This is a genomic window from Flavobacterium sp. FG68, assembly GCF_057808895.1.
In genome coordinates this window covers 60615-84556 of the sequence record NZ_JBMDIY010000027.1, presented here as the reverse complement: position 1 = coordinate 84556, position 23942 = coordinate 60615, and the positions used below count along the sequence as shown (strand labels likewise).

Annotated in this window: 28 protein-coding genes and 1 tRNA gene; 8 read left to right on the top strand and 21 right to left on the bottom strand. The window is 32.0% G+C overall.

The window, feature by feature from the left end; genetic code table 11:
• Positions 1 to 144: 144 nt before the first annotated feature.
• On the bottom strand, positions 145 to 1929 hold the full coding sequence (locus ACODSB_RS17000; protein WP_488937919.1) for an ABC transporter ATP-binding protein: 1785 nt from the start codon (positions 1927 to 1929) through the stop codon (positions 145 to 147).
• A 267-nt stretch (positions 1930 to 2196) separates the two neighbouring features.
• Here ACODSB_RS17000 and ACODSB_RS16995 point away from each other — a divergent pair.
• The 4 genes from ACODSB_RS16995 to ACODSB_RS16980 all read left to right on the top strand — a co-directional run bounded on the left by ACODSB_RS16995 (position 2197) and on the right by ACODSB_RS16980 (position 4472).
• Positions 2197 to 2274: transfer RNA gene (locus ACODSB_RS16995), tRNA-Val, on the top strand.
• A gap of 240 nt (positions 2275 to 2514) precedes the next feature.
• Complete coding sequence (locus ACODSB_RS16990; RefSeq protein WP_488937918.1) at positions 2515 to 3357, top strand: helix-turn-helix domain-containing protein; 843 nt, start codon at positions 2515 to 2517, stop codon at positions 3355 to 3357.
• A gap of 58 nt (positions 3358 to 3415) precedes the next feature.
• On the top strand, positions 3416 to 3913 hold the full coding sequence (locus ACODSB_RS16985; protein ID WP_053473222.1) for a DinB family protein: 498 nt from the start codon (positions 3416 to 3418) through the stop codon (positions 3911 to 3913).
• Positions 3914 to 4145: 232 nt separating this feature from the next.
• Positions 4146 to 4472: a VOC family protein gene (locus ACODSB_RS16980; protein ID WP_488937917.1), complete on the top strand. Its 327-nt coding sequence runs from the start codon at positions 4146 to 4148 to the stop codon at positions 4470 to 4472.
• A gap of 99 nt (positions 4473 to 4571) precedes the next feature.
• Here ACODSB_RS16980 and ACODSB_RS16975 read toward each other — a convergent pair whose 3' ends face one another.
• The 9 genes from ACODSB_RS16975 to ACODSB_RS16935 all read right to left on the bottom strand — a co-directional run bounded on the left by ACODSB_RS16975 (position 4572) and on the right by ACODSB_RS16935 (position 11644).
• A complete protein-coding gene (locus ACODSB_RS16975) occupies positions 4572 to 5108 on the bottom strand; it encodes a hypothetical protein (protein ID WP_488937916.1) in 537 nt (178 codons plus the stop codon).
• Positions 5109 to 5477 (bottom strand): nuclear transport factor 2 family protein, encoded by a 369-nt coding sequence (locus ACODSB_RS16970; protein ID WP_488937915.1) that lies wholly within the window; start codon positions 5475 to 5477, stop codon positions 5109 to 5111.
• Between the two features lie 11 nt (positions 5478 to 5488).
• Entirely contained in the window at positions 5489 to 6214 is a 726-nt protein-coding gene (locus ACODSB_RS16965) for a hypothetical protein (RefSeq protein ID WP_488937914.1), read from the bottom strand.
• Positions 6215 to 6239: 25 nt separating this feature from the next.
• A complete protein-coding gene (locus ACODSB_RS16960) occupies positions 6240 to 6740 on the bottom strand; it encodes a hypothetical protein (RefSeq protein ID WP_488937913.1) in 501 nt (166 codons plus the stop codon).
• Between the two features lie 51 nt (positions 6741 to 6791).
• Entirely contained in the window at positions 6792 to 7205 is a 414-nt protein-coding gene (locus tag ACODSB_RS16955) for a VOC family protein (RefSeq protein WP_488937912.1), read from the bottom strand.
• Positions 7206 to 7273: 68 nt separating this feature from the next.
• Entirely contained in the window at positions 7274 to 8392 is a 1119-nt protein-coding gene (locus ACODSB_RS16950; RefSeq protein ID WP_488937911.1) for an FAD-dependent oxidoreductase, read from the bottom strand.
• Between the two features lie 61 nt (positions 8393 to 8453).
• On the bottom strand, positions 8454 to 9218 hold the full coding sequence (locus tag ACODSB_RS16945; protein ID WP_488937910.1) for a DUF6597 domain-containing transcriptional factor: 765 nt from the start codon (positions 9216 to 9218) through the stop codon (positions 8454 to 8456).
• 38 nt (positions 9219 to 9256) lie between these two features.
• Positions 9257 to 10453 (bottom strand): hypothetical protein, encoded by a 1197-nt coding sequence (locus tag ACODSB_RS16940; protein ID WP_488937909.1) that lies wholly within the window; start codon positions 10451 to 10453, stop codon positions 9257 to 9259.
• Between the two features lie 228 nt (positions 10454 to 10681).
• Positions 10682 to 11644, bottom strand: coding sequence for an AraC family transcriptional regulator (locus ACODSB_RS16935; protein ID WP_488937908.1), 963 nt, complete (start codon positions 11642 to 11644; stop codon positions 10682 to 10684).
• A gap of 95 nt (positions 11645 to 11739) precedes the next feature.
• Between ACODSB_RS16935 and ACODSB_RS16930 the strand changes: the two genes are divergently transcribed.
• A complete protein-coding gene (locus ACODSB_RS16930; protein WP_488937907.1) occupies positions 11740 to 12903 on the top strand; it encodes an FAD-dependent oxidoreductase in 1164 nt (387 codons plus the stop codon).
• A gap of 146 nt (positions 12904 to 13049) precedes the next feature.
• On the opposite strand, the gene ACODSB_RS16925 is transcribed toward ACODSB_RS16930, so the two are convergent.
• The 3 genes from ACODSB_RS16925 to ACODSB_RS16915 are packed head-to-tail and all read right to left on the bottom strand — an operon-like array spanning position 13050 to position 14228.
• Entirely contained in the window at positions 13050 to 13424 is a 375-nt protein-coding gene (locus tag ACODSB_RS16925) for a DoxX family protein (RefSeq protein WP_488937906.1), read from the bottom strand.
• Positions 13425 to 13430: 6 nt separating this feature from the next.
• Positions 13431 to 13898, bottom strand: coding sequence for an SRPBCC domain-containing protein (locus ACODSB_RS16920; RefSeq protein WP_488937905.1), 468 nt, complete (start codon positions 13896 to 13898; stop codon positions 13431 to 13433).
• Positions 13899 to 13901: 3 nt separating this feature from the next.
• Positions 13902 to 14228 carry an ArsR/SmtB family transcription factor gene (locus tag ACODSB_RS16915; RefSeq protein WP_488937904.1) on the bottom strand — a complete coding sequence of 109 codons (327 nt, stop codon included), beginning with the start codon at positions 14226 to 14228 and terminating at the stop codon, positions 13902 to 13904.
• Between the two features lie 140 nt (positions 14229 to 14368).
• On the opposite strand from ACODSB_RS16915, the gene ACODSB_RS16910 reads away from it, so the two are divergent.
• Positions 14369 to 14722, top strand: coding sequence for a DUF2200 domain-containing protein (locus ACODSB_RS16910; RefSeq protein WP_488937903.1), 354 nt, complete (start codon positions 14369 to 14371; stop codon positions 14720 to 14722).
• Positions 14723 to 14813: 91 nt separating this feature from the next.
• Here the strand turns inward: ACODSB_RS16910 and ACODSB_RS16905 are convergent, their stop codons facing one another.
• On the bottom strand, positions 14814 to 17162 hold the full coding sequence (locus tag ACODSB_RS16905; RefSeq protein WP_488937902.1) for a TonB-dependent receptor: 2349 nt from the start codon (positions 17160 to 17162) through the stop codon (positions 14814 to 14816).
• Between the two features lie 342 nt (positions 17163 to 17504).
• Between ACODSB_RS16905 and ACODSB_RS16900 the strand changes: the two genes are divergently transcribed.
• Positions 17505 to 18593 (top strand): sensor histidine kinase, encoded by a 1089-nt coding sequence (locus ACODSB_RS16900; protein WP_488937901.1) that lies wholly within the window; start codon positions 17505 to 17507, stop codon positions 18591 to 18593.
• 1 nt (position 18594) lies between these two features.
• Positions 18595 to 19299 carry a LytR/AlgR family response regulator transcription factor gene (locus ACODSB_RS16895; RefSeq protein WP_488937900.1) on the top strand — a complete coding sequence of 235 codons (705 nt, stop codon included), beginning with the start codon at positions 18595 to 18597 and terminating at the stop codon, positions 19297 to 19299.
• 81 nt (positions 19300 to 19380) lie between these two features.
• Here ACODSB_RS16895 and ACODSB_RS16890 read toward each other — a convergent pair whose 3' ends face one another.
• The 7 genes from ACODSB_RS16890 to ACODSB_RS16860 all read right to left on the bottom strand — a co-directional run bounded on the left by ACODSB_RS16890 (position 19381) and on the right by ACODSB_RS16860 (position 23922).
• Positions 19381 to 19746 carry a hypothetical protein gene (locus ACODSB_RS16890; protein WP_488937899.1) on the bottom strand — a complete coding sequence of 122 codons (366 nt, stop codon included), beginning with the start codon at positions 19744 to 19746 and terminating at the stop codon, positions 19381 to 19383.
• A gap of 140 nt (positions 19747 to 19886) precedes the next feature.
• Positions 19887 to 20819, bottom strand: coding sequence for a transglutaminase-like domain-containing protein (locus ACODSB_RS16885; protein WP_053473201.1), 933 nt, complete (start codon positions 20817 to 20819; stop codon positions 19887 to 19889).
• 17 nt (positions 20820 to 20836) lie between these two features.
• Positions 20837 to 21688 carry a substrate-binding domain-containing protein gene (locus tag ACODSB_RS16880; RefSeq protein WP_488937898.1) on the bottom strand — a complete coding sequence of 284 codons (852 nt, stop codon included), beginning with the start codon at positions 21686 to 21688 and terminating at the stop codon, positions 20837 to 20839.
• Positions 21689 to 21740: 52 nt separating this feature from the next.
• Positions 21741 to 22214, bottom strand: coding sequence for a DUF4265 domain-containing protein (locus tag ACODSB_RS16875; protein ID WP_053473199.1), 474 nt, complete (start codon positions 22212 to 22214; stop codon positions 21741 to 21743).
• Complete coding sequence (locus tag ACODSB_RS16870; RefSeq protein WP_488937897.1) at positions 22214 to 22606, bottom strand: VOC family protein; 393 nt, start codon at positions 22604 to 22606, stop codon at positions 22214 to 22216. Before ACODSB_RS16870 ends, ACODSB_RS16875 begins: the two co-directional genes overlap by 1 nt.
• Positions 22607 to 22609: 3 nt before the next feature.
• Entirely contained in the window at positions 22610 to 23050 is a 441-nt protein-coding gene (locus tag ACODSB_RS16865; protein ID WP_488937896.1) for a DinB family protein, read from the bottom strand.
• Positions 23050 to 23922, bottom strand: coding sequence for a nucleoside phosphorylase (locus ACODSB_RS16860; protein ID WP_488937895.1), 873 nt, complete (start codon positions 23920 to 23922; stop codon positions 23050 to 23052). Before ACODSB_RS16860 ends, ACODSB_RS16865 begins: the two co-directional genes overlap by 1 nt.
• Positions 23923 to 23942 lie beyond the last annotated feature (20 nt).

Below are 23942 nucleotides of genomic sequence, written 5' to 3'. Positions count from 1 at the left end.
GACAAAGGCTCTTAAGTAGTTCCGAAGGAACAAATTATATTGTAGAGCTGGACTTCAGTCCGGTTTAACATGTTCATATCCAAAAAAAAACAAACCCGACAGATTTTTAAAATCTGTCGGGTTTGCATTATAATTGGAATTTATTTAAGAATTACTAAACTGTAAGTTGCTTAAGTTTTTATAAATTCCGTTTTCCAGATTTATTAATTCCTGATGCGTTCCTTCTTCTGAGATTTCTCCGTTGTCCAGAACTAAAATTTTGTCTGCATTTCTGATCGTCGAAAGGCGATGAGCAATGATAATACTTGTTCTTCCTTCCATTAATACTTCTAAAGCTTCCTGAACTAATTTTTCGCTTTCGCTGTCTAGAGATGAAGTTGCTTCGTCTAATATTAAGATACTTGGGTTTTTAAGTAAAGCTCTTGCTATTGCAATACGCTGACGCTGTCCGCCAGATAATTTAACGCCTCGTTCTCCAACCAAAGTTTCAAATTTCTCTGGGAAACCGTCCACGAAATTGAATGCATTTGCTTGTTTTGCTGCCAATATTATTTCTTCATCAGAAGCATTTGGTTTTCCGTAAGCGATATTCTCTCTGATAGTTCCGCCAAAAAGAATAACATCCTGCGGAACAATACTCATATTTCCACGAAGAGCTTCCAAATCATAATCATAAATGTTTTTTCCGTCAACAGTAATTTCTCCCGAAGTTATATCGTAAAAACGTAACAAAAGAGAAGAAATAGTAGACTTTCCGGCGCCACTTGGACCAACGATTGCTATTTTTTGTCCAAATTCTGCAGAGAAATTCACATTTTTCAATACCTGAATCTCCTGACGTGTTGGGTAGCTGAAAGCAACGTTATTGAAAGTTACGTTTCCTTTAATTTTTTCCTGAGTTTTATTTGAATATGAATTTATTTTTTCCGGACTTTCGTCTAATAATTCAAAAACACGTTCTGTAGCTCCAATTGCTTTCTGGATTTGGGCATATAACTCGGCAATTCCTCCAAATGAAGCACCAACAAAAGTAGAATACAATACAAATGAAATTAATTGCCCAACGCTCATTTCGCCGGCAATACTCAATCGAACACCAAACCAAACCACGGCTACAATTGCGCCAAATAAACAGAAAATAATAAATGAAGCAAAATAACCACGGTATTTACCGCCTTTAATAGCCAGTTTTACAACATCGCTAATTTTACCTTTATAACGTGCAATTTCGTACCATTCATTAGCAAAAGCTTTCACAATGCTGATTCCCTGCATCGTTTCTTCAACAATTACCTGACTTTCTGCAACCTGATCTTGTACTTTTTTAGAATATTTTCTAATAAATCTTCCAAAAACTACTGCAGCAATAGCAACTAAAGGCACAACTGAAAGCATTAATAAAGTCAATTTTAAACTTTCTGTAGCTAATAAAATTACACCACCAATAATTAAGATAAACTGACGTAAAAACTCAGCAATTGTTGTGGTTAAAGTATCCTGAATTTGTGTAATATCGGCGCTGATACGGCTGTTTAATTCTCCGACTCTTTTTTGAGAGAAGAAAGTCATTGGCAGCTTTACCAAATTGGTATACAAAGCTAAACGCAGGTTTGCCAGCGTATTTTCGGTGAAATTTACGAACAATGATAATCTGAAGAAAGAAAAAAATGACTGTAAAAAAAGAATTACAATTAATCCTAAAGCTATTTTATTAGCTTCGTCATTGTTTTTGTTTTTTACACAATCTACAAGCATTCCCATTAATTTAGGAAAGGCGAGGGCAGTAGCGCCAGTTAAAAGCAGAAAAATTAATCCGATGAAAAATTTCCATTTGTGGTTTCCTGCGTATGTAAATATTGCTTTTGCTTTGTTAAGAGAAGTAGCTGTAATTTTTGATTTAGGTAAATCGTTTTCTTTATATCTAGCCATTAGAATATACTGTTTTTAGGTATGCAAATGTATGACTATAGCAAAAGATTACAAAGCAATATTAATAATTAGAGATCCAGATTTCGTTTTTTAACTAAATTATAAGAAAACCGGAAATTTTATTTCTTTTTTAAGAAGCTGAAAAATAGGTTGCTAAATAAACGCATGAAAAAAATATTAGATTTTTTTTGAAATATACTTGCAAATACAAATTCTAGCTGTATATTTGCACTCGCAATCACGAAATGATAGCAGCCTAGTAAAATAGGGCGATTAGCTCAGCTGGTTCAGAGCACCTCGTTTACACCGAGGGGGTCGGGGGTTCGAACCCCTCATCGCCCACCAAGAAACTCCTTAAGAAATTAAGGAGTTTTTTTATGTCTATATTTTTAATTTATGTTTCCTCTATAGTACTAAGCTCATATTTAATATCAGGCGCGTTGAAGTTCAAAATTCAAAAATATTTTCTACGGTTGAAATTTGTATATTAGCTAAACGTTTCACCTTCAAATTGCGACAGAATACAAAGTCGAAATACGTTAGTCAACAGTAGGATAAATTCACAAACAGACATGAAAATCTAAAATGGACACATTTAGCACATTCGACTATATTTCATATCAAAAAACACCCAGAAATAAAATCTTTCTTCCACAAAACCTTGTTTCATTTTTAGAACAAGGCGAGAAAGTTGTATATTATTCTGATAATAAAATATCTATTACGAACAACCAATTTGTGATACTTTCTTCGGGAAATTGCTTAATGACCGAAAAACTTCCGGTGAACAATAATTATAGAAGCACTATGTTGTTTTTTAGCAATACAGCCTTAAAGAATTTTTTTGTAAAATATGCTTCTATTATTAACGAAATTTCACCTAATCCCAACAAAATAATTAAGCCATTTGCAATATTCGAAAAAGACCAGTTTATTAGAAATTTTATCACTTCACTTAAACTTATCCAATCCAAACCTGCAATATTTTCTAATAAAATGCTTGAATTGAAATTTGAAGAACTAATGCTTCATATTCTTGAAATATATCCGAATGAAATTCTTTCATTCCACACAAAAAATCTGGAAGAATATTCTAATTTTGAAATACGAAGAGCCGTCGAACTAAATATAACAAACAATCTTACAATAGAAGAATTGGCTTTCTTGTGCCATACAAGCGTTTCTACTTTTAAGCGGAAATTTGTAAAAATCTACAATCTTGTACCAAGCCAATACTTTCTGCAACAAAAAATAGAAATGGCAAAATTATTATTGTTGCAAAACGAAAATCCAAGCGAAGTGTTTTACAAAGTTGGCTATGAAAATCATTCAAGTTTTTCACAATCTTTTAAACGAGTTCAAGGCATTAGTCCTAAACAATTTCAGCAAAGAAATCTGAATGTTACTCAACAACTTTTGAATGATTAGCGATAACTCTACAACATAAACGCCTTCTATTTTTGCAGTAAATTTAAACTCAAAAAAAATGAATAAAAGGTATCTTATGGAAATTGCTAACTATAGTAATTGGGTTGATAACAGCATAATTAAATGGCTCGAACAAATTAATGATGAACAATGGGATAAAGAAATTACAAGCAGTTTTAATTCTGTTGCAAAAACAGTAACACACATTGTTAGTGCTAAAAAAGTTTGGATCGATTTTTGGAAAAACACACCTAATCCTGTTTTTCTTTCAGCTAATTTCACCGGTACAAAAAAAGAATTGATTGAAATTTGGAAAAAAACAATGGATGATTATGACAATTTTATTGAGGGTTATCCAGAAGAAAATTACACACAAATAATTTCTTTCAGCGTAAGAGACGAAGAATGGAGCATGGAATTTGCTCAAACTGTACTACATCAAAATAATCATGCCACCTATCATCGAGGACAATTAATAACAATGTTGCGACAAATAGGCTTTACTAATTTTTCTAACACTGATTTGGCAACTTATTTTATCAAAAAAAAGATATAGTAGATTATAATGATGATACTAAACAGACTTGAAAACTAATACTTTTAAGTTTTTAATCATCAAAAAATGTCAAGATTGGAATTAAGTGTTCGATTACTGTCTCAGACACTTCACAGAATTTTAAAACTCCAAAGTCATTTGATTTTGGAGTTTATTTATAAAAAGCTTTACAAATGCTGATTTTAATTCCCTAACTTTATTTTATATTAAACATTTATAAAAAACTGAAGTTATGAAAACTAGAATGATTTGGGGAAACTTGGTTACTCACGATTTACAAAAAACAATTCAATTTTATACAGCATTAGGTTTCAAACAAAACGGAAAAGAAACAAATGAACTAGTTAGTTTTTCATTTGCAGACAGTAATTTTATTATCAACTTTTTTACTCCAAAAAGATTTAAGTGGGCTTTAAAAGGTAAATTGACTAATACAAATGCTGAAAATGAAATTATCTTTTCATTATCTGCAGACAGTAGAGAAGAAGTAGATCTTTGGCTTGATAAAGTTAAAAAGCTGGTGGCACAATTTTCTCCGAACCTGAAGATTTTGAAGTAGGCTATACCTTTGGTTTTGCCGATCCTGATGGTCATAAATTCAATTTTTTATATTGGCCGGGAATTAATATCTGGAATAAATCCTTATAGCTTAGTATTTTTAATCATTTACTACAACTATTTCCCAATCAGTATTCAAGTATTTTAACATAATTAAGTTTAAATCCATAAACTCATTTTCTCCTTTAACTATAAAATTATAATCAGCCTGACCCTCACTTCCTTCAGAATTAGAAGATATAGATATACCGCCTACAGGAATTAAAACTATACTTTTTATAGTTCCAACTTTCTCTTTAATTGATTTATCATTTAAAATAAATTTTTCTGCCGCTTTATTAGAATCAGCTTTGCTTAATACAATATATCCAATGCATTGTATAAATAATACAAAGACACTAATACCAATAATAATTTTTTGCAAAAGCGTATTTCTTTTTTCTATCCTGTTGGTTTTCATTTTGTCAATTGATATAGTAATAATTGCAATAAAAAGAAGTAACCAGCCAATAGTTTTACTTTCCCAAAAAAAATACAAATTCAAAATTCTGGATAAGTATCCATAAATTAAAAGTGATGCTGCAATAATTATTAATCGTTGACTTAGCTTGCTTAAAGTATTAAAAAAGTTTTCCATTTAATTCTCTACCAGTTCAATATCCATAGTTTTTATAAGTCCGTCTTGGAAAGTATAAACATGTTTTACCAAGCCGTCAAACATTAAATTGTCTTGTAAATCTTTTACATTTTGGTGGACTTTTACTTCCAGGCTTCCATTATCTCTTTCATTAAAACCAACTGGTTCAACTTTTGGATTTATTTCTTTCCATTGTCTTGTCCAATATTGCTTGATTTCATCGTGTCCACTTATGTAGCCGCCTTCCCAGGCTTTTGACCATTGTACATCGTCCTGCATTGTCGATAACGCATTATCGATGTTTCTTTCATTAAAAGCAGTATACGCTTTTTTAATTGTCTCTTCCAATTGATTTGCAATTCCTGTCATTTTAAAATGAATTAAAAGTTATAAGTAATCTTCATAATTGTCACTGCAATAATAGATGCCAGAACTAAAAATATAAAATAACTCCCTTGTTTCGTTTTATTATCAATATTCTTATTATTTCTAATCTGGAAAAATGCCCTCAAAAAAAAGAAAGTCACCAATAATCCACAAACTCCAACAAGAATTTTATTGGTTGCAATGTAAACTGCTCCCATAGAAAAAAACGTTATAAAAAAAATCGGGATTTTATATTTCTCATCAAATGTACGCTGGATAGTTTTATCTATTGGTTTAATTTTATCAAATAACAATTCTAATTCTTCATGATTATCTATCTGTGAAGGTATTAAAATAGTCTCTACTGCAGTTTTTCCTTTTATAGTATAATTTCCTTTATTTTCTTTAATGATAGATTGAATCTCGTTAAATTGAATATTTAATGTTGGTGTATTGAATTGTTCTCTAAGAATATTACCTTCTGAAAATACTAATTTATAAGTTTCAAATATTTTTTTTTGTCTTTTTAGAGCTTTAGAAAGCCCATAAGCCAAAGACAAAACAACAATTGGAATTGTAAATAGCATACTACTTAAAACATTTTCTTTGTCTTTTGCATTAAAATAAGTTAGGGCAAATCCAAAAGAAACCACAAACAGAAAGAAAGGTATTGACTTTATTATTATCTGCTTTCTTATTTCGCTAAATCCGCTTTCTTTAATTTTAAATATTTCGTTCATTGGTTTAAATTATTGCTTTTTTTAATTAGTTATTTTGTAATAGCGTTTTCCAAGATTTAAGCTGGTCAACTTCAAACATTAATCTTCGATCTTCATTATTTTTTAGAGTAAATTCTCCACCTTTATTTTTAAAAGAACGATAGAAAACCATTGTATGCAATTCTTCTTTGTCCCAAACAAATTCTTCTTGTTCATGACTTTTAAAAAGCAATCTTTTATCTGTCAAACATAGTTTTCCCGAAACAATATCATTATCTATTAAATGATTTGCAGGCGCTTGTATCATCACATTTTCAAAGTCTTCTGTATTAATTTGAATCTTTTCGAGAATTTTTACTGGTTTTGTAAATCTTGTGTAGATTGCTCCATTTAAAATCATGGAACAAAGAGCTATAGGTATAGAAATTTCCAGAAATAATCCTAGTGGTAAATGAGCAATGATAATTCCTAAACAAAAGCAAAGCAAAAAAGCATACACTCCATATAAAAATCCATTGCTAATAATCTTAACTATTGTTTTTTTCATAAAAAAGGCACGAGCGTTTATTTGTAATTTATGAAACTAATTTTGATTAATTTAATAAACAGGTTCCCAAAGCTCAATTTTATTTCCCTCAGTATCCATTATATGCACAAATTTGCCATAATCATAGGCTTCAATTTCATCAAGAACCGTTACGCCATTTGCTTTCAGTTTTTCTACAAGACCTTCAATATTTTGAACACGGTAATTCACCATGAAATCTTTTTTTGATGGAGAAAAATATTCATCACCTTTTTTAAAAGGACACCATTGCGTTGATTCTATCTGCTCTGGTTTATCAAGATTTCTGGATTCAAAACTTGCCGAACCCCAATCGTTGATTTCTAATCCTAAATTTTTAGCATACCAATCTTTAGTTTCCTTCGGATTTTCAAGAAAAAAGAAAATACCGCCAATTCCGGTAACTTTTGGAGTTATATCGTCTGGTTGATTTTGTGAGTCTGACATATTCTTCGTTTTAAAGGTTAGTTTTCTTTGACTAAGATAAAATTATTTTCATCACAAAAGGTAAATTTTCAATCAACAAATTTTAGAAAAGTAAAATCCGTTTTAAGCATTTCTATTTCATTTTCTCTGGTTTGTTGCTGCGCTTCTTTGGCATAAACAAACATTCTTTCTTCATAATCATTTATAGCACTTTCAATAGTTTGAAATTCTCCGTTTAATAGATTTTCAGATAAAATCAACGCATCCAGAAGTCCAATATTAGCACCTTGTCCGGCAAAAGGAGGCATTAAATGCGCTGCATCGCCAATAAGCGTAATAGGCAAGGGGCGGTTATTTTTCCATACTTTTTCTAAAGAAATCTTTTTAGTAGGTAATCCGGTAAAGAGAGAAGTGGCACGAAATAATTCTTTATACGATTCTCCCCAATCAGAAAGTTTATTCAAAAGAAATACTTTGACGTTTTCTATATTTTGAAAATCGATTTCTAAGGTTTCAGGCATTTTAAAAATTACATTATAACTTAAAGCATTATTGTTTTTAGGATTGGCGACCAATAAATTACCATTGTTAGAAGTCATCAAAATTTTATCGCCACACAAGTCATAAAAACCTAAAGATTTTGCTTGTGAAGCAGAAACTTCGCCTTGAATCATATAAGTTCCGGTAAACTCAACTTCGGCATCTGTGATATATTTTCTAATAGAAGTCATTCCGCCATTTGCACCAATAACAAAATCAGCGATTGCCGTTTTTCCGTTTTCAAAATGCAAAAGCCATTTTCCGTTTTGTTCTTCAATATCAGTTAGTTTACTATTCCAAAAAACTGTATTTTCTTTTAAGCTGTCGATTAGTAATGTTCTTAAATCGTTTCGGTTTATTTCAGGAGCGTCGTATTGTTCTTCTTCAGTAGTTTCTTTACTAAACAATACATTTCCTTTATAATCAGTCATAATTCTACCCATCGGAATTGCCACTCTATAATACGTTTCAAGCAATCCCGCTTTCTGCATCGCGTCCTGACCGGAACCTTTATGTAAATCGAGTGTTCCGCCCCAAATTCTTGCTTTTGGGTCTTTATCTCTTTCATATACCGTAACATCAATACCGTTTTGCTGTAGTAATCTTGCCATTGTTAAACCAACCGGGCCTGCGCCAATAATGGCTATTTTTTTATTTGTAAGTAACATAATTTTATTGTTTAATTAGGTTACAAAATTGAGAAGACTACAGCAGATGAAATAGTAAAAATCAGTCGTTTTTGCTATTCATTTTTTTAATCGCGACAAGATCCATAAAACGATTGTCTTTGTTTTTGCTTAATTCTTTTGGCGTAACGCCGGAGTATTTCTTGATTTCTTTAATAAAATGATTTTGATCTGTGAAGTTTTGATCGGGAAAAAGTATGCCTTCGCTGATAGGTTTAAACGAAGAACCAAAGCGCAGAATATTGCAATAAGCTTTTAACGAAATCCCAAATTGCTGATTAAAGTAACGATTAATCTGGCGACTGCTCCAAAACACGTTTTCAGATAGTTCCTTTACCGTTATTGATCCTTTTGAAGCATAAATAAGCTCAAATAATTTTCTTTTTCGGTTATCAATATCTGATGTTGTAATGCTGTTTATTATTTGGGTTGCTTTACTGCAAAAGTTCTCAAGAGTTTTTAAATCTTCTGTTTCAAATTGCCAGATTTCGTCTGAAATAATTTTGTCATCATTTAAAACATCTTTGATAGAATCTCCAAATAAATATTCAACCGCAAGCAATTTAAAACCAATAGAAAACATTTTTGTTCCAATAGGAATTATAATCTGACTCGGAATTGTATCTAAACCCCGAATCGTTTTTTTCCAATTATCAGCATTTGAATTCATAACCGCAAAATCAACCATTGCGTTGGGCAAAATAGTTGACGGAATTTCTTTCCCAGTATTGTTCTCAAACATCCAAAAGCTGTGAACAAAATGCGAAATAGAATTATCTGGTAAAGCTGATTGAATTAATAAAGTCATTTTACTTTTAATAAGTAATTCAAAAGTACTATTTATTCTTAATGCTTCGTATTTACGGCATTAAAAGAATAGGAAACCATTAAATAACTCCAAAATGCGAGTTTATTTTCATCCTGAATTTTAGGAAGATACTGCATCGCATTTGTTGAACTGTACCACGAAAACGCATAATTAATTTCTAATTGTTTTATTGGAGTATATTTTAATGAAAGATCATTTTCAAATCCAAGGAACTTTTTTACATTTTGCCCTTCATCATTTTTTAAGGGAAATTGATTGTAAAAAAGATGAAAATCAGAACGAACAGAAAGCTTATCATTTAAAGGAAATGAAGCAAATAAATACGGATTTACTAAACCTTTGCCACCAACATCTGCAGGAAAACGGGTAAATACATTCATATTTCCGTTAAATTTCCATGTCACGCCATAAAGCACATCAAAACTTTCAGATTCATCTGCGGGTAATTGTGAACGGTTTCCGCTGATTATTTCTGCACCTAAACGTAATATTGCTGTATTGAAAGAAAAGCGAATTTCCGGCTGAAAATAATAGGCAAACAATTTCTTGCCTTGAGATGTTCGTCCAAATTGCAAATAAGAATTTAATGTATAATACCAGTTATTGCTTTTATATTCAATTCTTCCTCCAGATGTGACGCGCCCGTACCTATTTCCAGATGCAGGATTTTCAAATAAATCAAATAAATCAAATACATTCAAAGAATTAAAAGAAAATCCATTGTCAAAATTATAATTGAAATTATTGACGGCTAAATATTTGTATTTATTAGAAGCCACGGGAGAGTAGGCCGGGTCAAATTCATTTCCGTATTTTCGGGTAAACAAAAAGAAAAAATCATTAGAGAAATGTTTTGCCGTTTTCATCAATCGTATTCCTTCATGCGCTCTGCCTTGCTGTGCCCAGGGTGCGTCAGAAAAAAGCCTTCCGTTGTCTAATAAAATACTTTGTCTTCCGAGCCGAATATTGAATGATTTGAATTTAGTTTCAAAATATAATTGATAGAAATTTATACTTCCAATTTTTGATTTTAAATTTTGTTCTTCCCAAACATGAATTTCTTGTATATCAGACTTTATTAACCATTTTTCTGCCGTATACGACATCGATATTCGGTTTCTTTGTGTTGTATAAAAATAAGAATCTATAGAATCGTTTGGCGGAAGAAAATAGTTAGAAGTATATTCAACTCTTGGCCTTAGTTCTATATTCATTAAAAACTGATTGGAAACAGGTTTTATTTCCTGAGCAGAAAATTGAATTGAAAATAAAAAAAGCAAGAAATAAATAAAGATTTTGACAAAGTTGAAAGTGCTGTTTATCATTTGAGATTATAATCAAATATCTTTATTAAAACCGTGATTTGGTTACTGATTTCTTTTTTGCTAATATAAAACTATTTCTAAAATGCCTTACATCATTTTTAACACATAAAGTATTGATTATGTTAGCGAATATTTCTTGGGTTTCAGCCCAATTTGCTGTTCAAAAACCTTTGAAAAATGACTGAGATTGGTAAATCCCAATTGATAACCAACTTCAGATACTGATAAATGTTTTTCCTTTAAAAGCCTTGCAGCTTCCTGTATTCTCATATATTGATAATATTCAAAAACGCCTTTACCAAAAGTCTGTTTAAACAATTTTCGAAGTTTGGGTTCGCTCATTCCGGCTTCTTTTGCAAGCGAATTAATCTCTGGTGCTTTATCTAAATTAGATTGCAAATGGTATTTTATGGCATAAATTGCTTTAATATCTTTTATATGTATTCCGCTTGCCGGTGTTTCTTCACGCTGCAATAACAAAGCAAAAATATGACAGAGCAGTTCTTCGCATTTTAGCTTATTATAATGATTCTCTAAACTTTCGGGAATGGATTGATGCAGCATTTCGCTCGCAGTTGTAATCATGGCGGAAGAAATTCCTATTTCGTAAGCAAAAGTATCTTTAGAAGAAAGAATGCTCGAAACTATAGGATGTTTTAATTCTCCAAATCGTTCCTGCAAATATTCTCTTGATGCTGAAATAGTTATACTTCTAAAAAAAGTATTTTGAGGCATCGCCATTACAGATGAAACAGATTGCATGGCGATGAAAACATTGGGCTGTTCTGCGATTATGGCGCCTTGTTTTTGGTTAGATAAATCAAAAATACCGCTGAGAAAAAAAATCACATTTTCTTGCCCTTCAGGAATTTCATTTTTACGTTCAAGGACAATTTCTTCTTTTAAATAATAATTCCTGATCATCATTCGCAAGTCATTTCCCAATGTAAAACCAGTCATATAGCCTTCTCCCAGATGCTGTGGAATATCAATAAAACGTCCGCGTACACGAGCTCCAATTGCATCGGCAAACTTCTGCAGGATTCCTGAACCGTTTTTATCTATAACTTCAATTTTCATTTACGACTATTTTGATATCAAAATAAGATATTTTACCTATAAAGATACAGATAATTTTGTAATGAAAATTTAAACAAAGTAAAAACGATACAATTATGTTACTAGATAATAAAAAGATTGCCATTATTGGCGGCGGCCCAGGCGGATTAACTCTTGCCCGATTATTACAGGAAAAAGGGTTAAACGTAAAAGTGTATGAAAGAGACGAAAACCGAAATGTCCGTCAGCAAGGTTCAACGCTTGATTTGCATGAAGATACAGGTTTAAAAGCCATGCAGGAAGCCGGATTAATGGAAGAGTTTAAAAAATACTATCGTCCCGGAGCTGATAAAATGCGAATTGCCGATAAAGATATGAATGTTGTATTTGATGATCAGGAAGAAAAACCTCAAGAAGATTTCGGGAATGAACATTTTCGCCCAGAAATTGACCGCGGACCTTTGCGTGATTTACTGATTGCCTCGCTTAAAGAAGAAAATGTGGTTTGGAATTCTAAATTCACCCAAATGAAACCTTCAGGAACTGGCTGGGAAATTTCTTTTGAAAATGGAACGACAACTTATGCCGATTTTGTAATTGCTTCAGACGGCGCAAATTCGCGTGTGAGAAAATATCTTACAGACATCGAGCCTATATTTTCGGGCGTTACAGCGGTTGAAATTAATATTTATAAGGCAGAAAAAAACGCACCAAATCTTTGGAAGCTTGTAAACGACGGAAAACTTTTTGCTCTGGAAGAAGGCAAAACATTCTTTTGCAGCTCAAAAGCTGATGGTACCTTAACTATTTTAATTGGAATAAAAACAGAAGATAATTGGGTTACCAATTCAGGAATTAATTTTAAGGATAAAAGCTCGGTTGCTGAATGGTTTAAAAACGAATTCAGAACCTGGAATACTGATTGGCAGGAAATTTTTGAAACCAATGAAATTTCTATTATTCCAAGACCTATGTATCATTTCCCGATTGACCAATATTGGAAACCGCTGCCTAATCTTACCATAATTGGTGATGCCGCACATCGTATTCCGCCTTATGCAGGAGAAGGAGCAAATCAGGCTATGGCCGATGCTTTAGATTTTTATGAAATATTTTGTTTTGGTAATTATGAAACTATAGAAGAGGCTGTTTCTTTATTTGAAAATAAAATGCGCAGTCGTATGGAAGAAATAACAGAAGATACTTTAAAAATGACCGACGCTATGCATGTAGAAAGTAATTTACAGTTTTTAACTGGTTTTTTTAATCAAGTTTATTAGTTTACAGTCACAGTCGCAGTTTTCAGTTTTGAAAACTGCTGTCACCCTGAGCGAAGTCGAAGGGCTTTTTACGAAACGAGGGCTTCGACTTCGCTCAGCCTGACAATCTATAAACTATGACTGAAAACTGCGACTGTAAACTGAGACTAAATAACCGTTTTTCTCGAAACAGGTCTAAAATACCATGAAGTAACAGTTAAAACCAATAATAATGTTGGCCCGAAATACGCTATACCAGAATCTCCTACGGCAAAATGAGAGATAATAGCGCCGCTCATGGCGAAAAAGAATCCTGCATAAGCCCATTCTTTTAATAAAGGAAACTTCGGAATTAAAATAGCGATCACGCCTAAAATTTTCCAAACGCCAAGAATGGTTAAAAAATATAGCGGATAACCTAAATGTGCCATCATGTCGGCTTCTTCTTTCATTTTTATTAATTGCACAATTCCGGTTGAAGTCATTCCTAATGCAAGCCATAGCGTGGCAATCCAATAAATAATTTTGTTTCTTTTACTCATGACGATTTATTTAAGTTTGTTTACTATTTCCTGTAAGCGATTGTGTGCGAAATTCAGACCTTGTGCAAAAGGCAATTTCAATTGTTGATCTCTGTGTTCTACAGATTTGTAGATAATCTGCATGGTAAGTCTGCTTGTTTCACTTGTAAGTTCTTCAAACTCCAAAAACTCCAATTGAGGCGCAAAATTGGCATTATCCATTTCAAAAGTTCTGGTAATTCTTTCATTTGGAACAAAATCATGAATGGCGCCATTGGCACTAAAAACAACATTTCCGTTGGGGTCTTTGGTTTCAAACTGCCAGCCGCCGTGTTGTTTATTTTCTAATTTTACCACTTTTGTTCCCATCCATTGTTCTACAATTTCTGGTTCTGCATAAGCTTTAAAAAGTAAATCAACCGGAAGATCAAATTCTCTTGTAATTACGATTTCCTGCTGGCCATTTTCGGCATTAATTTTTGTTTTACGTTCCATAAATTAATCTTTTTTCAGTTTATAGTTTTTTATTATACTTTCTAATTTATTAAAACGATCGTCCCACATTTGGCGGAATGGCTCAATAAAATCAGCAACTTCTTTTATTTTCTTCGGATTTATATAGTAATAAATCTCGCGTCCGTTTTGCTGTTGGTCAAGGAGTTCACATTCCGTTAATATTTTAATATGTTTCGAAATGGTCTGTCTTGACGAATCAAAATTTTCCGCTATAGTTCCCGGCGTCATCGCTTGTATGGCTACCAAATTTAAAATTGCTCTTCGTGTTGGATCGGCAATTGCCTGAAAAACATCTCTACGTATTTCCATTATGCAGTTATTTGACTGCAAATATAATGAAGTCATTTGACTGCACAATATTTTTTACGAAAAATTTTATATTTTTTGAAATTCTGAGTATTTACAGACGTTTTTTATAATTTTAAATTCTATAAAAAAAAGAAGAAAACATGAATAATAATGCTAAAGTATTTCAATATTCATTTGCGAGTATTTATCGATTATACAAAGAAAAAGTAGAGAAAAAGGGGCGCACGGCTGAAGAAGTAGATACTGTTATACTTTGGCTGACGGGTTATAACGATAAACAATTCAGAGATCAAATCGAAAAGAAAGCAGATTTGCAAACCTTTTTTGCAGAAGCACCAAACTTAAATCCCAATGTATCAAAAATTACTGGCGTAATCTGCGGTTACCGAATAGAAGATATCGAAGATCCACTAATGCAAAAGATTCGCTATATGGATAAATTAGTAGATGAATTGGCGAAAGGAAGAAAAATGGAAAAAATCCTAAGAGAATAAAAAACAAAAAGCCGTTTTAGAAATTAAAACGGCTTTTTAATTAAACCAACATTTGGAATTTGGAATTTAAAAAATTGGAATTTTAAACCTTTTACATTCCGTCAGGCAGCCTGTCAGCATCATTTTTACTTCTGTTAAAGCGATAAATAACATTAAGATTAATATATCTTCCTTGCGATCTGGCTTCAGATTCCAAATAGTAATATTGAGTTGTAATTTTTTCAGTCGTAATCTGCGAATTGAATAAGTTATTTACGTTTAAAGTTACCGACATTTTATCTCCAAGAAAATCTTTGCTTAAACCTAAATTTGCACTATACTGAGCCTCTGTAAGCGATTGAACTCCTTGATTTTTTCCTCGGTATCTAAAACTGAATTCTCCCGAAATAATTTTAGGAAACTTCACTACAGATCTAAAGTTGGAAAGCCAGGTTTGATCTTCGGCATTATAATTTACGTTTTCAAAAGTTCCCTGCTGTTTAAATTTGTAATAATTAAAATCTAAAGCAAGTCTAAGCCATTTTGTCGGGTTATACGTTGTCGAAACTTCTGCACCGTAACGATCCTCAGTATCAAGATTTACAGGCGTGCTTACAAAATAATTTTCATCAGTACGTTTTACTATGTATTCAAAATAATTAGTTGTATGCTTGTAATACACAGACGGATTAATGCTGAATTTTCCCGGTTTTGTTAATAATGTAAACTCAAAAGAATTGGTAAACATAGGGTTCAAATCAGGATTTCCTACCGTTAAATTTCTTAAATCTGAGACTCCCGAAAACGGATTTAACTGCCAGAATCTTGGTCTATTGATACGTTTACTGTAGCTCAATTGTAAATCTGTTTTTTCGGTTAAATTATATACAAAATGCAGCGTAGGGAAGAGGTTAATATAGTTTTTAGCATTGTTAAACGTGTTTTTAGTATCCGCAATTTTTATATCAGACAGTTCAGAACGCAGTCCTAACTGGTAATTGAACTTTTTATATTTGCTTGAGAACTGAAAATAAGCACTGTATAAATTCTCATCGTATTTTAATTTATTGGTAAATTGTTCCTGTAATACATTATCTAAAATAGTGTGATAATCACTTCTTAACGCACGCAGATCACTTCTAATTCCCATTTCAATTTTAGAATTTTCAGAAATTGGGTCTACAAAATCTGATTTTATAAAAATATCATTACTGCTTTCAATATCTCTTGAATACAAATTAGAAACCGAAGCATTAAAAGGAAATGTTTTTTGCTGTGTAATATATTGGTTTTCATCATCATTCCAAAAATCATATTGTAAACTTGTTGTCCATTTTTTATCCTTTCTGTCAAACGTTTTTACATAATTTAATTCTAATGCATTGTAAATTTGAGGTTCTTTATACTTTTCAGATCTCGAAATAATACTATCCGTAACATTATTTGCATTTGCATAATTGTAGTTGTAATGCATTTTGTTGTTATTGTTGTCTTTACTACGGTAATAACTTCCGGTTAATGTGTTTTTTGAGTTGATATAATAATCTCCGCCTACGTACATATTATACACGCTAATGCTTCGTTTCATATCATCATATTGATTTAAAATAGTCGTTGTACCGTTATCTGTATTCGTTTGAAACTGTTTGTTATAACCATAAATATCTAAATAACGATACCCTAAATTTCCAAAAAGATTCACTTTTTCTGTTTTATAACTCACATTGGCATTTACGTTATGTCTTGCAGGATTTCCAATTCCGGCTTGAAGCGAACCGTTAAAACCTTTCATCGTGTTCTTTTTCATAATAATATTAATGATTCCCGCACCGCCCTGCGCTTCATAAGCCGAAGAAGGATTCGTAATAACTTCAACTTTTTCAATATTAGCCGCTGCTATTTGCGATAAACCATTATTTGTGGTCAGCATAGAAGGTTTTCCGTTTATTAATACCGTAACGCTGCTGTTTCCTCTAAGGCTTACAACTCCTGCAATATCAACGTTTACCGAAGGGACATTGTTTAAAATATCATTTGCAGACCCGCCGCTGGACAAAATATCTTTGCCGACATTAAAGACTTTTTTATCGATTTTCATTTCTACCGCTGATTTTTCGGCAATAACATTTACTTCGTTTAATTGATTGATGCTTTCTTCTAAAAGAATGTCTTTCATGACAATATCTTTATTCAATTGAATGTTTTCAGCTGTAAAAGTTTTGTACGACATATAAACAGCTTTTAACTGATAATTTCCAGGATTGCTTTTTAAAATGTAATTTCCATCAGCATCTGTAACGGTTTCTTTTTTATTTTCTGCAGATGATAATAAAAGCGTTACATAAGGTAAGGCTTGTTTGGTTTTAGAATCTACTATTTTTCCTTTGATAGTAAATTGTGATGTTTGTGCTCCAGATGTGAAGCCGAATAGTAATACGATTAATAATGTTAACTGTTTCATTTTTTGATTGGTTTAGAATTTTAAGCAAAACTCCTTTTTAATTTCACTCAAAATTTTCACGCATGATATAAGGGCAATTATTGCGTATAAACAATCCAATAGAAACCATAAATCGTGTTTATAGCCAATTTTTATATGTTCGTATCTTTTTTTAGTATGTTCATCGACAACTATTTTGTCTTTCTAAATAAATGTTAACTTTGATTTACTTAGATTTTTAGTTGCTAAGATTCTGAGACACTAAGTTTTTTTTTTAAATCAGCAACTTAGAAAAGAATAATAAACCTTTAGAAAAAATCTTAGAATCTTAGACCCTTAGCAACTCCGCAACTTAAAAAAAACATGACACCATTCGAAAAAATTATAAAGTTCTCTAAAGAGCACAGAATAAGTACCCATATTATTTTTTGGACATTTATTTTTATTATGTTTTTTAGCAAAAACACTTCTTCTGAACCAGAAGAATTATGGGTTGATATAGCATACACATTATATTATGAGTTGTTTTCTATCATTGGGGCTTATTTTATGTCTTATAGAATTTTACCCCGCTTAATGATTACACAAAAGCATAATTGGGTTTGGGCAGAATTGGTTCTGGGAAGTTATGCTATCTCAGTTATTGCCAGAATTGCAATGGTGTACGGCTTGGAAACTCTTACGCGCAAACGACCTTTTAATCAGGAACCTATTGCCGAAATCCTGACTGATTTACCTACCTTATTTGGAGCTTATTTTTTGCATATTCTTTCGTTATCCATATTTTTTATTTTTATAAAATTGATAAAAGATCAATATGTCGTTCAAAAAAGGTCTTTACTGCTTGAAAAACAAAAAGCAGAAACCGAATTAAAAATCCTGAAAGCACAATTAAACCCTCATTTTTTGTTTAATACGCTTAATAATATTTATTCGCTTTCCATCACAAATTCTCCAATAACCTCAAAATCAATTGCTGTTTTATCTGAGATTTTAGATTGTATTTTATACCGATGCAGTGCGACTTATGTTCCCATTTCTCAGGAAATTTCCTTGCTTGAAAATTATATTACGCTCGAAAAACTAAGATATGATGAGCATTTAAGCGTAGTATTCAATCATTCCATAGATCATAATAAATCTATTGCGCCTTTGATTTTGCTTTCGTTGGTCGAAAATGCTTTTAAACATGGAGCAGGAGAGGATACAGGAAGTTCTCCAAACATTCAAATTGATTTAAAACTGCAAGGTGATCGTTTTGAGTTTAAAATTGTAAACTCCATCAATAAAATTGACAGCGAATCTGGAAACGGAAAAATTGGATTAAATAATATTATTCAGCAGCTTGATAAAATTTATCCGGAAGATTATACTTTTGATGTTACTAAAACCGAAAAGGATTTTACGGCTTATTTACAGATTAATTTAGCAACCGAATATAATTTAGCTTAAAATGAAAATAAAGTGTTTATTAGTCGACGACGAGCCTTTAGCAATCAGCTTATTGCAGAATCATATCAGTAAATTAGATTATTTTGAAGTGGTAGGCACTTGTCCAAACGCTTTAAAAGCCGCCGATGTTTTGCGTACAACTGCTGTAGATTTGATGTTTTTAGATATAAAAATGCCTCAGATTACGGGAATAGATTTTTTAAAAACATTAAAGAATCCGCCGGCTGTTATTTTTACTACCGCTTACCGCGAATATGCTTTAGAAAGCTACGAGCTCGATATTGTAGATTATCTTTTAAAACCGGTTACTTTCGATCGTTTTTTTAAAGCCGCAGATCGTTATTTAAGAATTAGCGGACCTGTAAACAGCAAGATTATTACGCCTTCGCAGGAAGATTATATTTACATCAAAAACGGGCCAAAATTCAATAAAGTAAACGTCGACACGATTTTATATATCGAAAGTGTCAAAGATTACATTATTGTACATCAAAAAGATGGCGTAAAATTAAATGCCAAATATAAAATCAGCGATATTGAATTAGAATTACAGGATAAAAACTTCCTGAGAATTCATCGCTCTTTTATCATTAATTTAAAAAATATCACGGCATTTACGCCTTATGATGTTGAAATTGGAACTATTGAAATTCCTATTGGAGCGAGTTATAAAGAATACGTTTTTAAAATTTTAAAGAATTCATAACAATAAAAAACTCCTTAAATATTTACTTAAAATATTTAAGGAGTTTTTTATGCTTTTGTGGTTATATCAGGATAGCAAAGCTTATATTTTTTTGAGCGTAAGTTTCATTTCTTTACTGTCCAGAATTAACTCGTCACTGGTAATAGTACTTTCACAAGGGTATGGGGTGCCAACTTCATCTTTAATTACTAAATTTTTTCCACCTTTTGTCAATGCATAAGTACCATTTGTAATTTCTCTTGTCAAGAATCCGGTAACATGCCCATCTTTTGTAAATGTTAAAGTTCCATCCGTTAAAATTACAGCTTTTAAAGAATCCGAAATGGGCATTTTCGGTTCTACCGCTGTAATTTTCCAAGAGCTTACCAGTGTATTTCTCTTAGAACATGAAATCATTAATACTGCAGCCAATGCAAGCGCGAAGATAAATAATTTAGATTTTTTCATGATTTTGTGATTAAAGATTAGAAATGAAAAGGTACGAAAAAAAATATTATCTATAACGATATAGCTACAGAAAGTGATATTGAGTCGTCTGATTTCTAATATCTTATAGAAAAACCTAGCTTTTCAAGAGTTTCAAAAAATCAATTCAGGGTCAAAGCTCCCAGAATTTCTTCATACATAAACGGGCCTCCGGGATAAGTTGCTGTATAATCGAGATTCATCCAGACCTGACCACGTTCATCAATATGGTAATGCAGGTTTTTACCATAACTTTCTCTTGGAAAAAGTACATTTTTAATTAAATAATTGACCTTTTCCAGATCAATCATTGAGCCTATTAATATTTCGGGATAAATATGGCCTTTGGTGTGTATAAGTCTTGGAGTTCCGCCAATAGAGCGAATTGCCGCCGCCATTAAAATAGAATGATCATCGCAATCTCCCGAAAAATATTCTAATGATTCGCTGGCAGTAGCAATATAATCGCCTTCTTTTGGATCGTTGACATAATTCCAGCGTCCGTTTATTTCTTTAAAAACAGCAAAACACTGAATTATCGTTCTGTAATCAGAATAACCTTTTATTCCTTTAAAATGCTTTGAAGTAGCCATAATAGCAAAATTTCGAACTTTCGGATTTTGATATTCAATAGCACTTATAATTTTTGATTTATTGGGAAACGGAAGCAGTTTTGCTACAATTATATCCTGCGGGTATGGATTGTCTGACATGGTATAAATCATCGAATTATAATCTTCAGAAATCTCACTGAAGCCATAATTCCCAATTACTGATCCGTAAAATAAAACCAATAAATAAACCGCGACGCATAAAATGATTATGGTTCGCAGATACATTAGTAAAAAGAAAACAACAGCAAAAACAAAAATAAATATAAAAACACGATCCAGATTGAAAGCCCATTCCAGATCGATAAGGTTTTGATGCAAAATGATAAATATGGGAATCGTAATAAAAAGACTCAACACAGAAATAATAATCCTATCCCAAGGTGATTTCACCTGTAATTTGGATTTTAGCTGCGGTAGGTCAATTTTGGGAAAATTTATCATAAGAATCAAAAGCAGTTTTACAGCGCTTTCACCGTTTCAACAAAAGTACTTTTTTTATCAATAATTCCCAGATCAAATAATTGATTTTGAATTTTGATAAATGCTTTTTCACTTAAATGTTTTTGTGACCATTGTGTTAGTTTCAGCCATTCCTGAATATCTTCGACTTTCTGATTGAATAATTCGGCTAAAGTCTTGTCAATATCAGGAATCTGCGCAAAATCATGCGTCGTTTTATTGATAATTTCCAATACTTTTTCTACCACTTTTGGATTCTTTTTCAAGAATTCGTCGCGAACCGTGATTACAAATGAAGGCCATGGAGTAGGACAGTCGCCCACACGTCTGAAAATTCCCTGATCAACCAGCGGTTTTGTCATAAAACGTTCCCACATAAAATAATCTGCAGTTTCGTTTGTCAGGGCTTCTACAGCGCCGTCGATAGTATTAATAATTTCAAATTGCAAATTATCGCTGTTCCAGCCTTGTTCATTTGCATTTACATAAGCCATTAATTGGGAACCTGAACCAATTCTTGAAATCGCAACTTTTTTGTTTTCTAAATCTTTTACAGTTTCGAAATCTGATTTTGCTGCAACGTGAATGCCCCAAATTAAAGGTGACTGCACATAAATCTGAACAATTTTACTTGGGTTTCCTGCCGTAATATCTTTTACAATTCCTTCTGTCAAAATAACGGCCATATCAGCTTCACCGTCGCGCAGCATCTGACACATTTTTCCGGTACCTTCAGGAACGTTTTTCCATTGTAAATCGATATTTTCTGCTTCAAATTCACCATTTTCAATGCATAAATGCCATGGCAGATTGAAGTGTTCAGGAACACCTACAATTTTTACAGTTTTCATTATAGTTTAAGTTTAAGTTAAGTTTGGTATGCGTATTTTTAAGTTTGTAAGTTTAGTTTTTTATTAAATCAGCCCTGTGTTTGTCTGAAAGGCAAGGTTCTGCATATTGAATAATTTCCTGAGATTCGTATTCGTTTAAAATACTTCTCACAATCGAATAATCAACATCGCGAACCACTTCTACAGAAAGAAAATTATCATTTAATCCTTCTGATAAACAATTTATTGCCTTTAGTTTTTCTCTGATGATTTCCTTGTCAAATCCTTTTTCCAAAATAATCACCTGAACAATTGAATTTCCTGAATTTTCAATTGTTTCTTTATAAACCAGGCGATCTTCCTCTTCATCAAATTCGGCATAAAATAAATCATCAGTAGCAATCAACGGTCCGAAAAATGGGATATTATCTAATTTAAAAAGTCCTTTTTCTAAATCTACAATTTCGGCCCACATCGTTTCTGAAACTGTTTCTTCTAAATAATCACTGTAATACTTAAATAATATTTTTTTATGTGTTTCCTGCATTATTCTATTTCGTTTATTATGGCTTTTAAGGATGATATTACAATACGATAACCATCTGGATCCTGGATCATTTTTCCGTTCTCGTTCCAAAACGGATTAGCTGCAGTTATCGTTGCAATATTATGGTGTATAAGCTTATTTATTAATTCGTTGTAATCTGAAATTGTTTTGGGATAAAGCACAATTACATCGTCTTCATCAAAAAAATGATTGGCTTTTACATTGGATTGTGTAAATTCAAAATGCCAGTCTAAACCTGATTTTCCAATAAAAATTCCGTCATAATTATTGTGTTTTTCAAAACCTCCTAATTGTTCAAAACCGAGAATATCGACGTAAAAATCTTCAATTCTTTTTAAATCATTCGTATGTCTGGCTACTCTTAAAAACATAATCTAAGATTTTATCTGATTGATATGATGTTCTAAATGTTCTACATAATCCGTCATAAGAAACCTTAAATCAATCACAGATTCATCATTCAAAACAATTTTATAATCTAAAGTCTTCTCGTCAACAGATTTCATGAGTCTCACAATTTGCTTGTTTAATACCAGCCACAACTGCAAAAGCTCATCAGGATCCATTATTTGATACTGATTTAAATTCACTAAATCTATTTGATTATATGGTCGGTGCTGATAAGGTTTTTCTAGATAATTAATTTCAGTAAAACGTACCAAATTATGAATTGCTGAATCTGTCAAATGCCCTAAAATTTCTTTTTTAGACCATTTTCCAGCTGCTTTAGCTTCTAAAACTTCGTTACTTAATGTTGAAAAATGATTCACATTTTCGTTCAGTAATTTTTCAAATTTAAGAATAGCTGCCTGCATTATTTAGTGCTTGAAAGTTTATTCAATGTATAAGTAATCAATTCATCAACAGCTTTATAAGGATCTTCACTAAAAGTTCCCGAAGCACGATTGGCAATAATTGCATTTAAAGATAAGGCATTATGTCCTAAAAGAGAAGAAAGCCCATAAATTGCTGCCGTTTCCATTTCAAGATTAGTAATGCGATTGTCATTAAAATCAAAATTATCCATTTTATTGTTTAATTCTTCATCCTGAATATTCAATCTCAAAACACGGCCTTGCGGACCATAAAATCCTCCGGCTGTAGCAGTTATTCCTTTAAAAATTTTATCAGATTCGATAATTTTTTCCAGTTTCTCTGAACACGGAATTACGTAAGGTCTTCCTTTTCTAATATCCCAGTTGGTGTGAAGAATAAAAGCATCTTCAAGAGCCGTATTCGAAACTTCGTCAATTAAATAGGAGCGAAGCATGTTATCCAAACCCAATCCGAATTTTGACATTACAAAACTGTCTACAGGAATATCTGCCTGCAAAGAACCCGAAGTTCCAATTCTGACAATATTCAAAGAAGTCAATTTTTCTTTTGGCTGACGTGTTTTTAAATCGATGTTTACCAAAGCATCTAATTCGTTTAAAACAATATCAATATTATCAGGCCCAATTCCGGTTGACATTACAGAGATTCTTTTTCCTTTGTAAATTCCGGTTTGGGTTTTGAATTCTCTTTTTTGTGTCGAATATTCAATCGAATCAAAAAACTGAGTAATTTTTTCGACTCTATTCTGGTCTCCAACAAAAATAATATCGTTGGCAATATGTTCAGGACGAAGGTTTAAGTGGTAAACACTTCCGTCCGGGTTAAGTATTAATTCTGATGCTTTTATCATTTTTTTTTTAGTTACTAAGG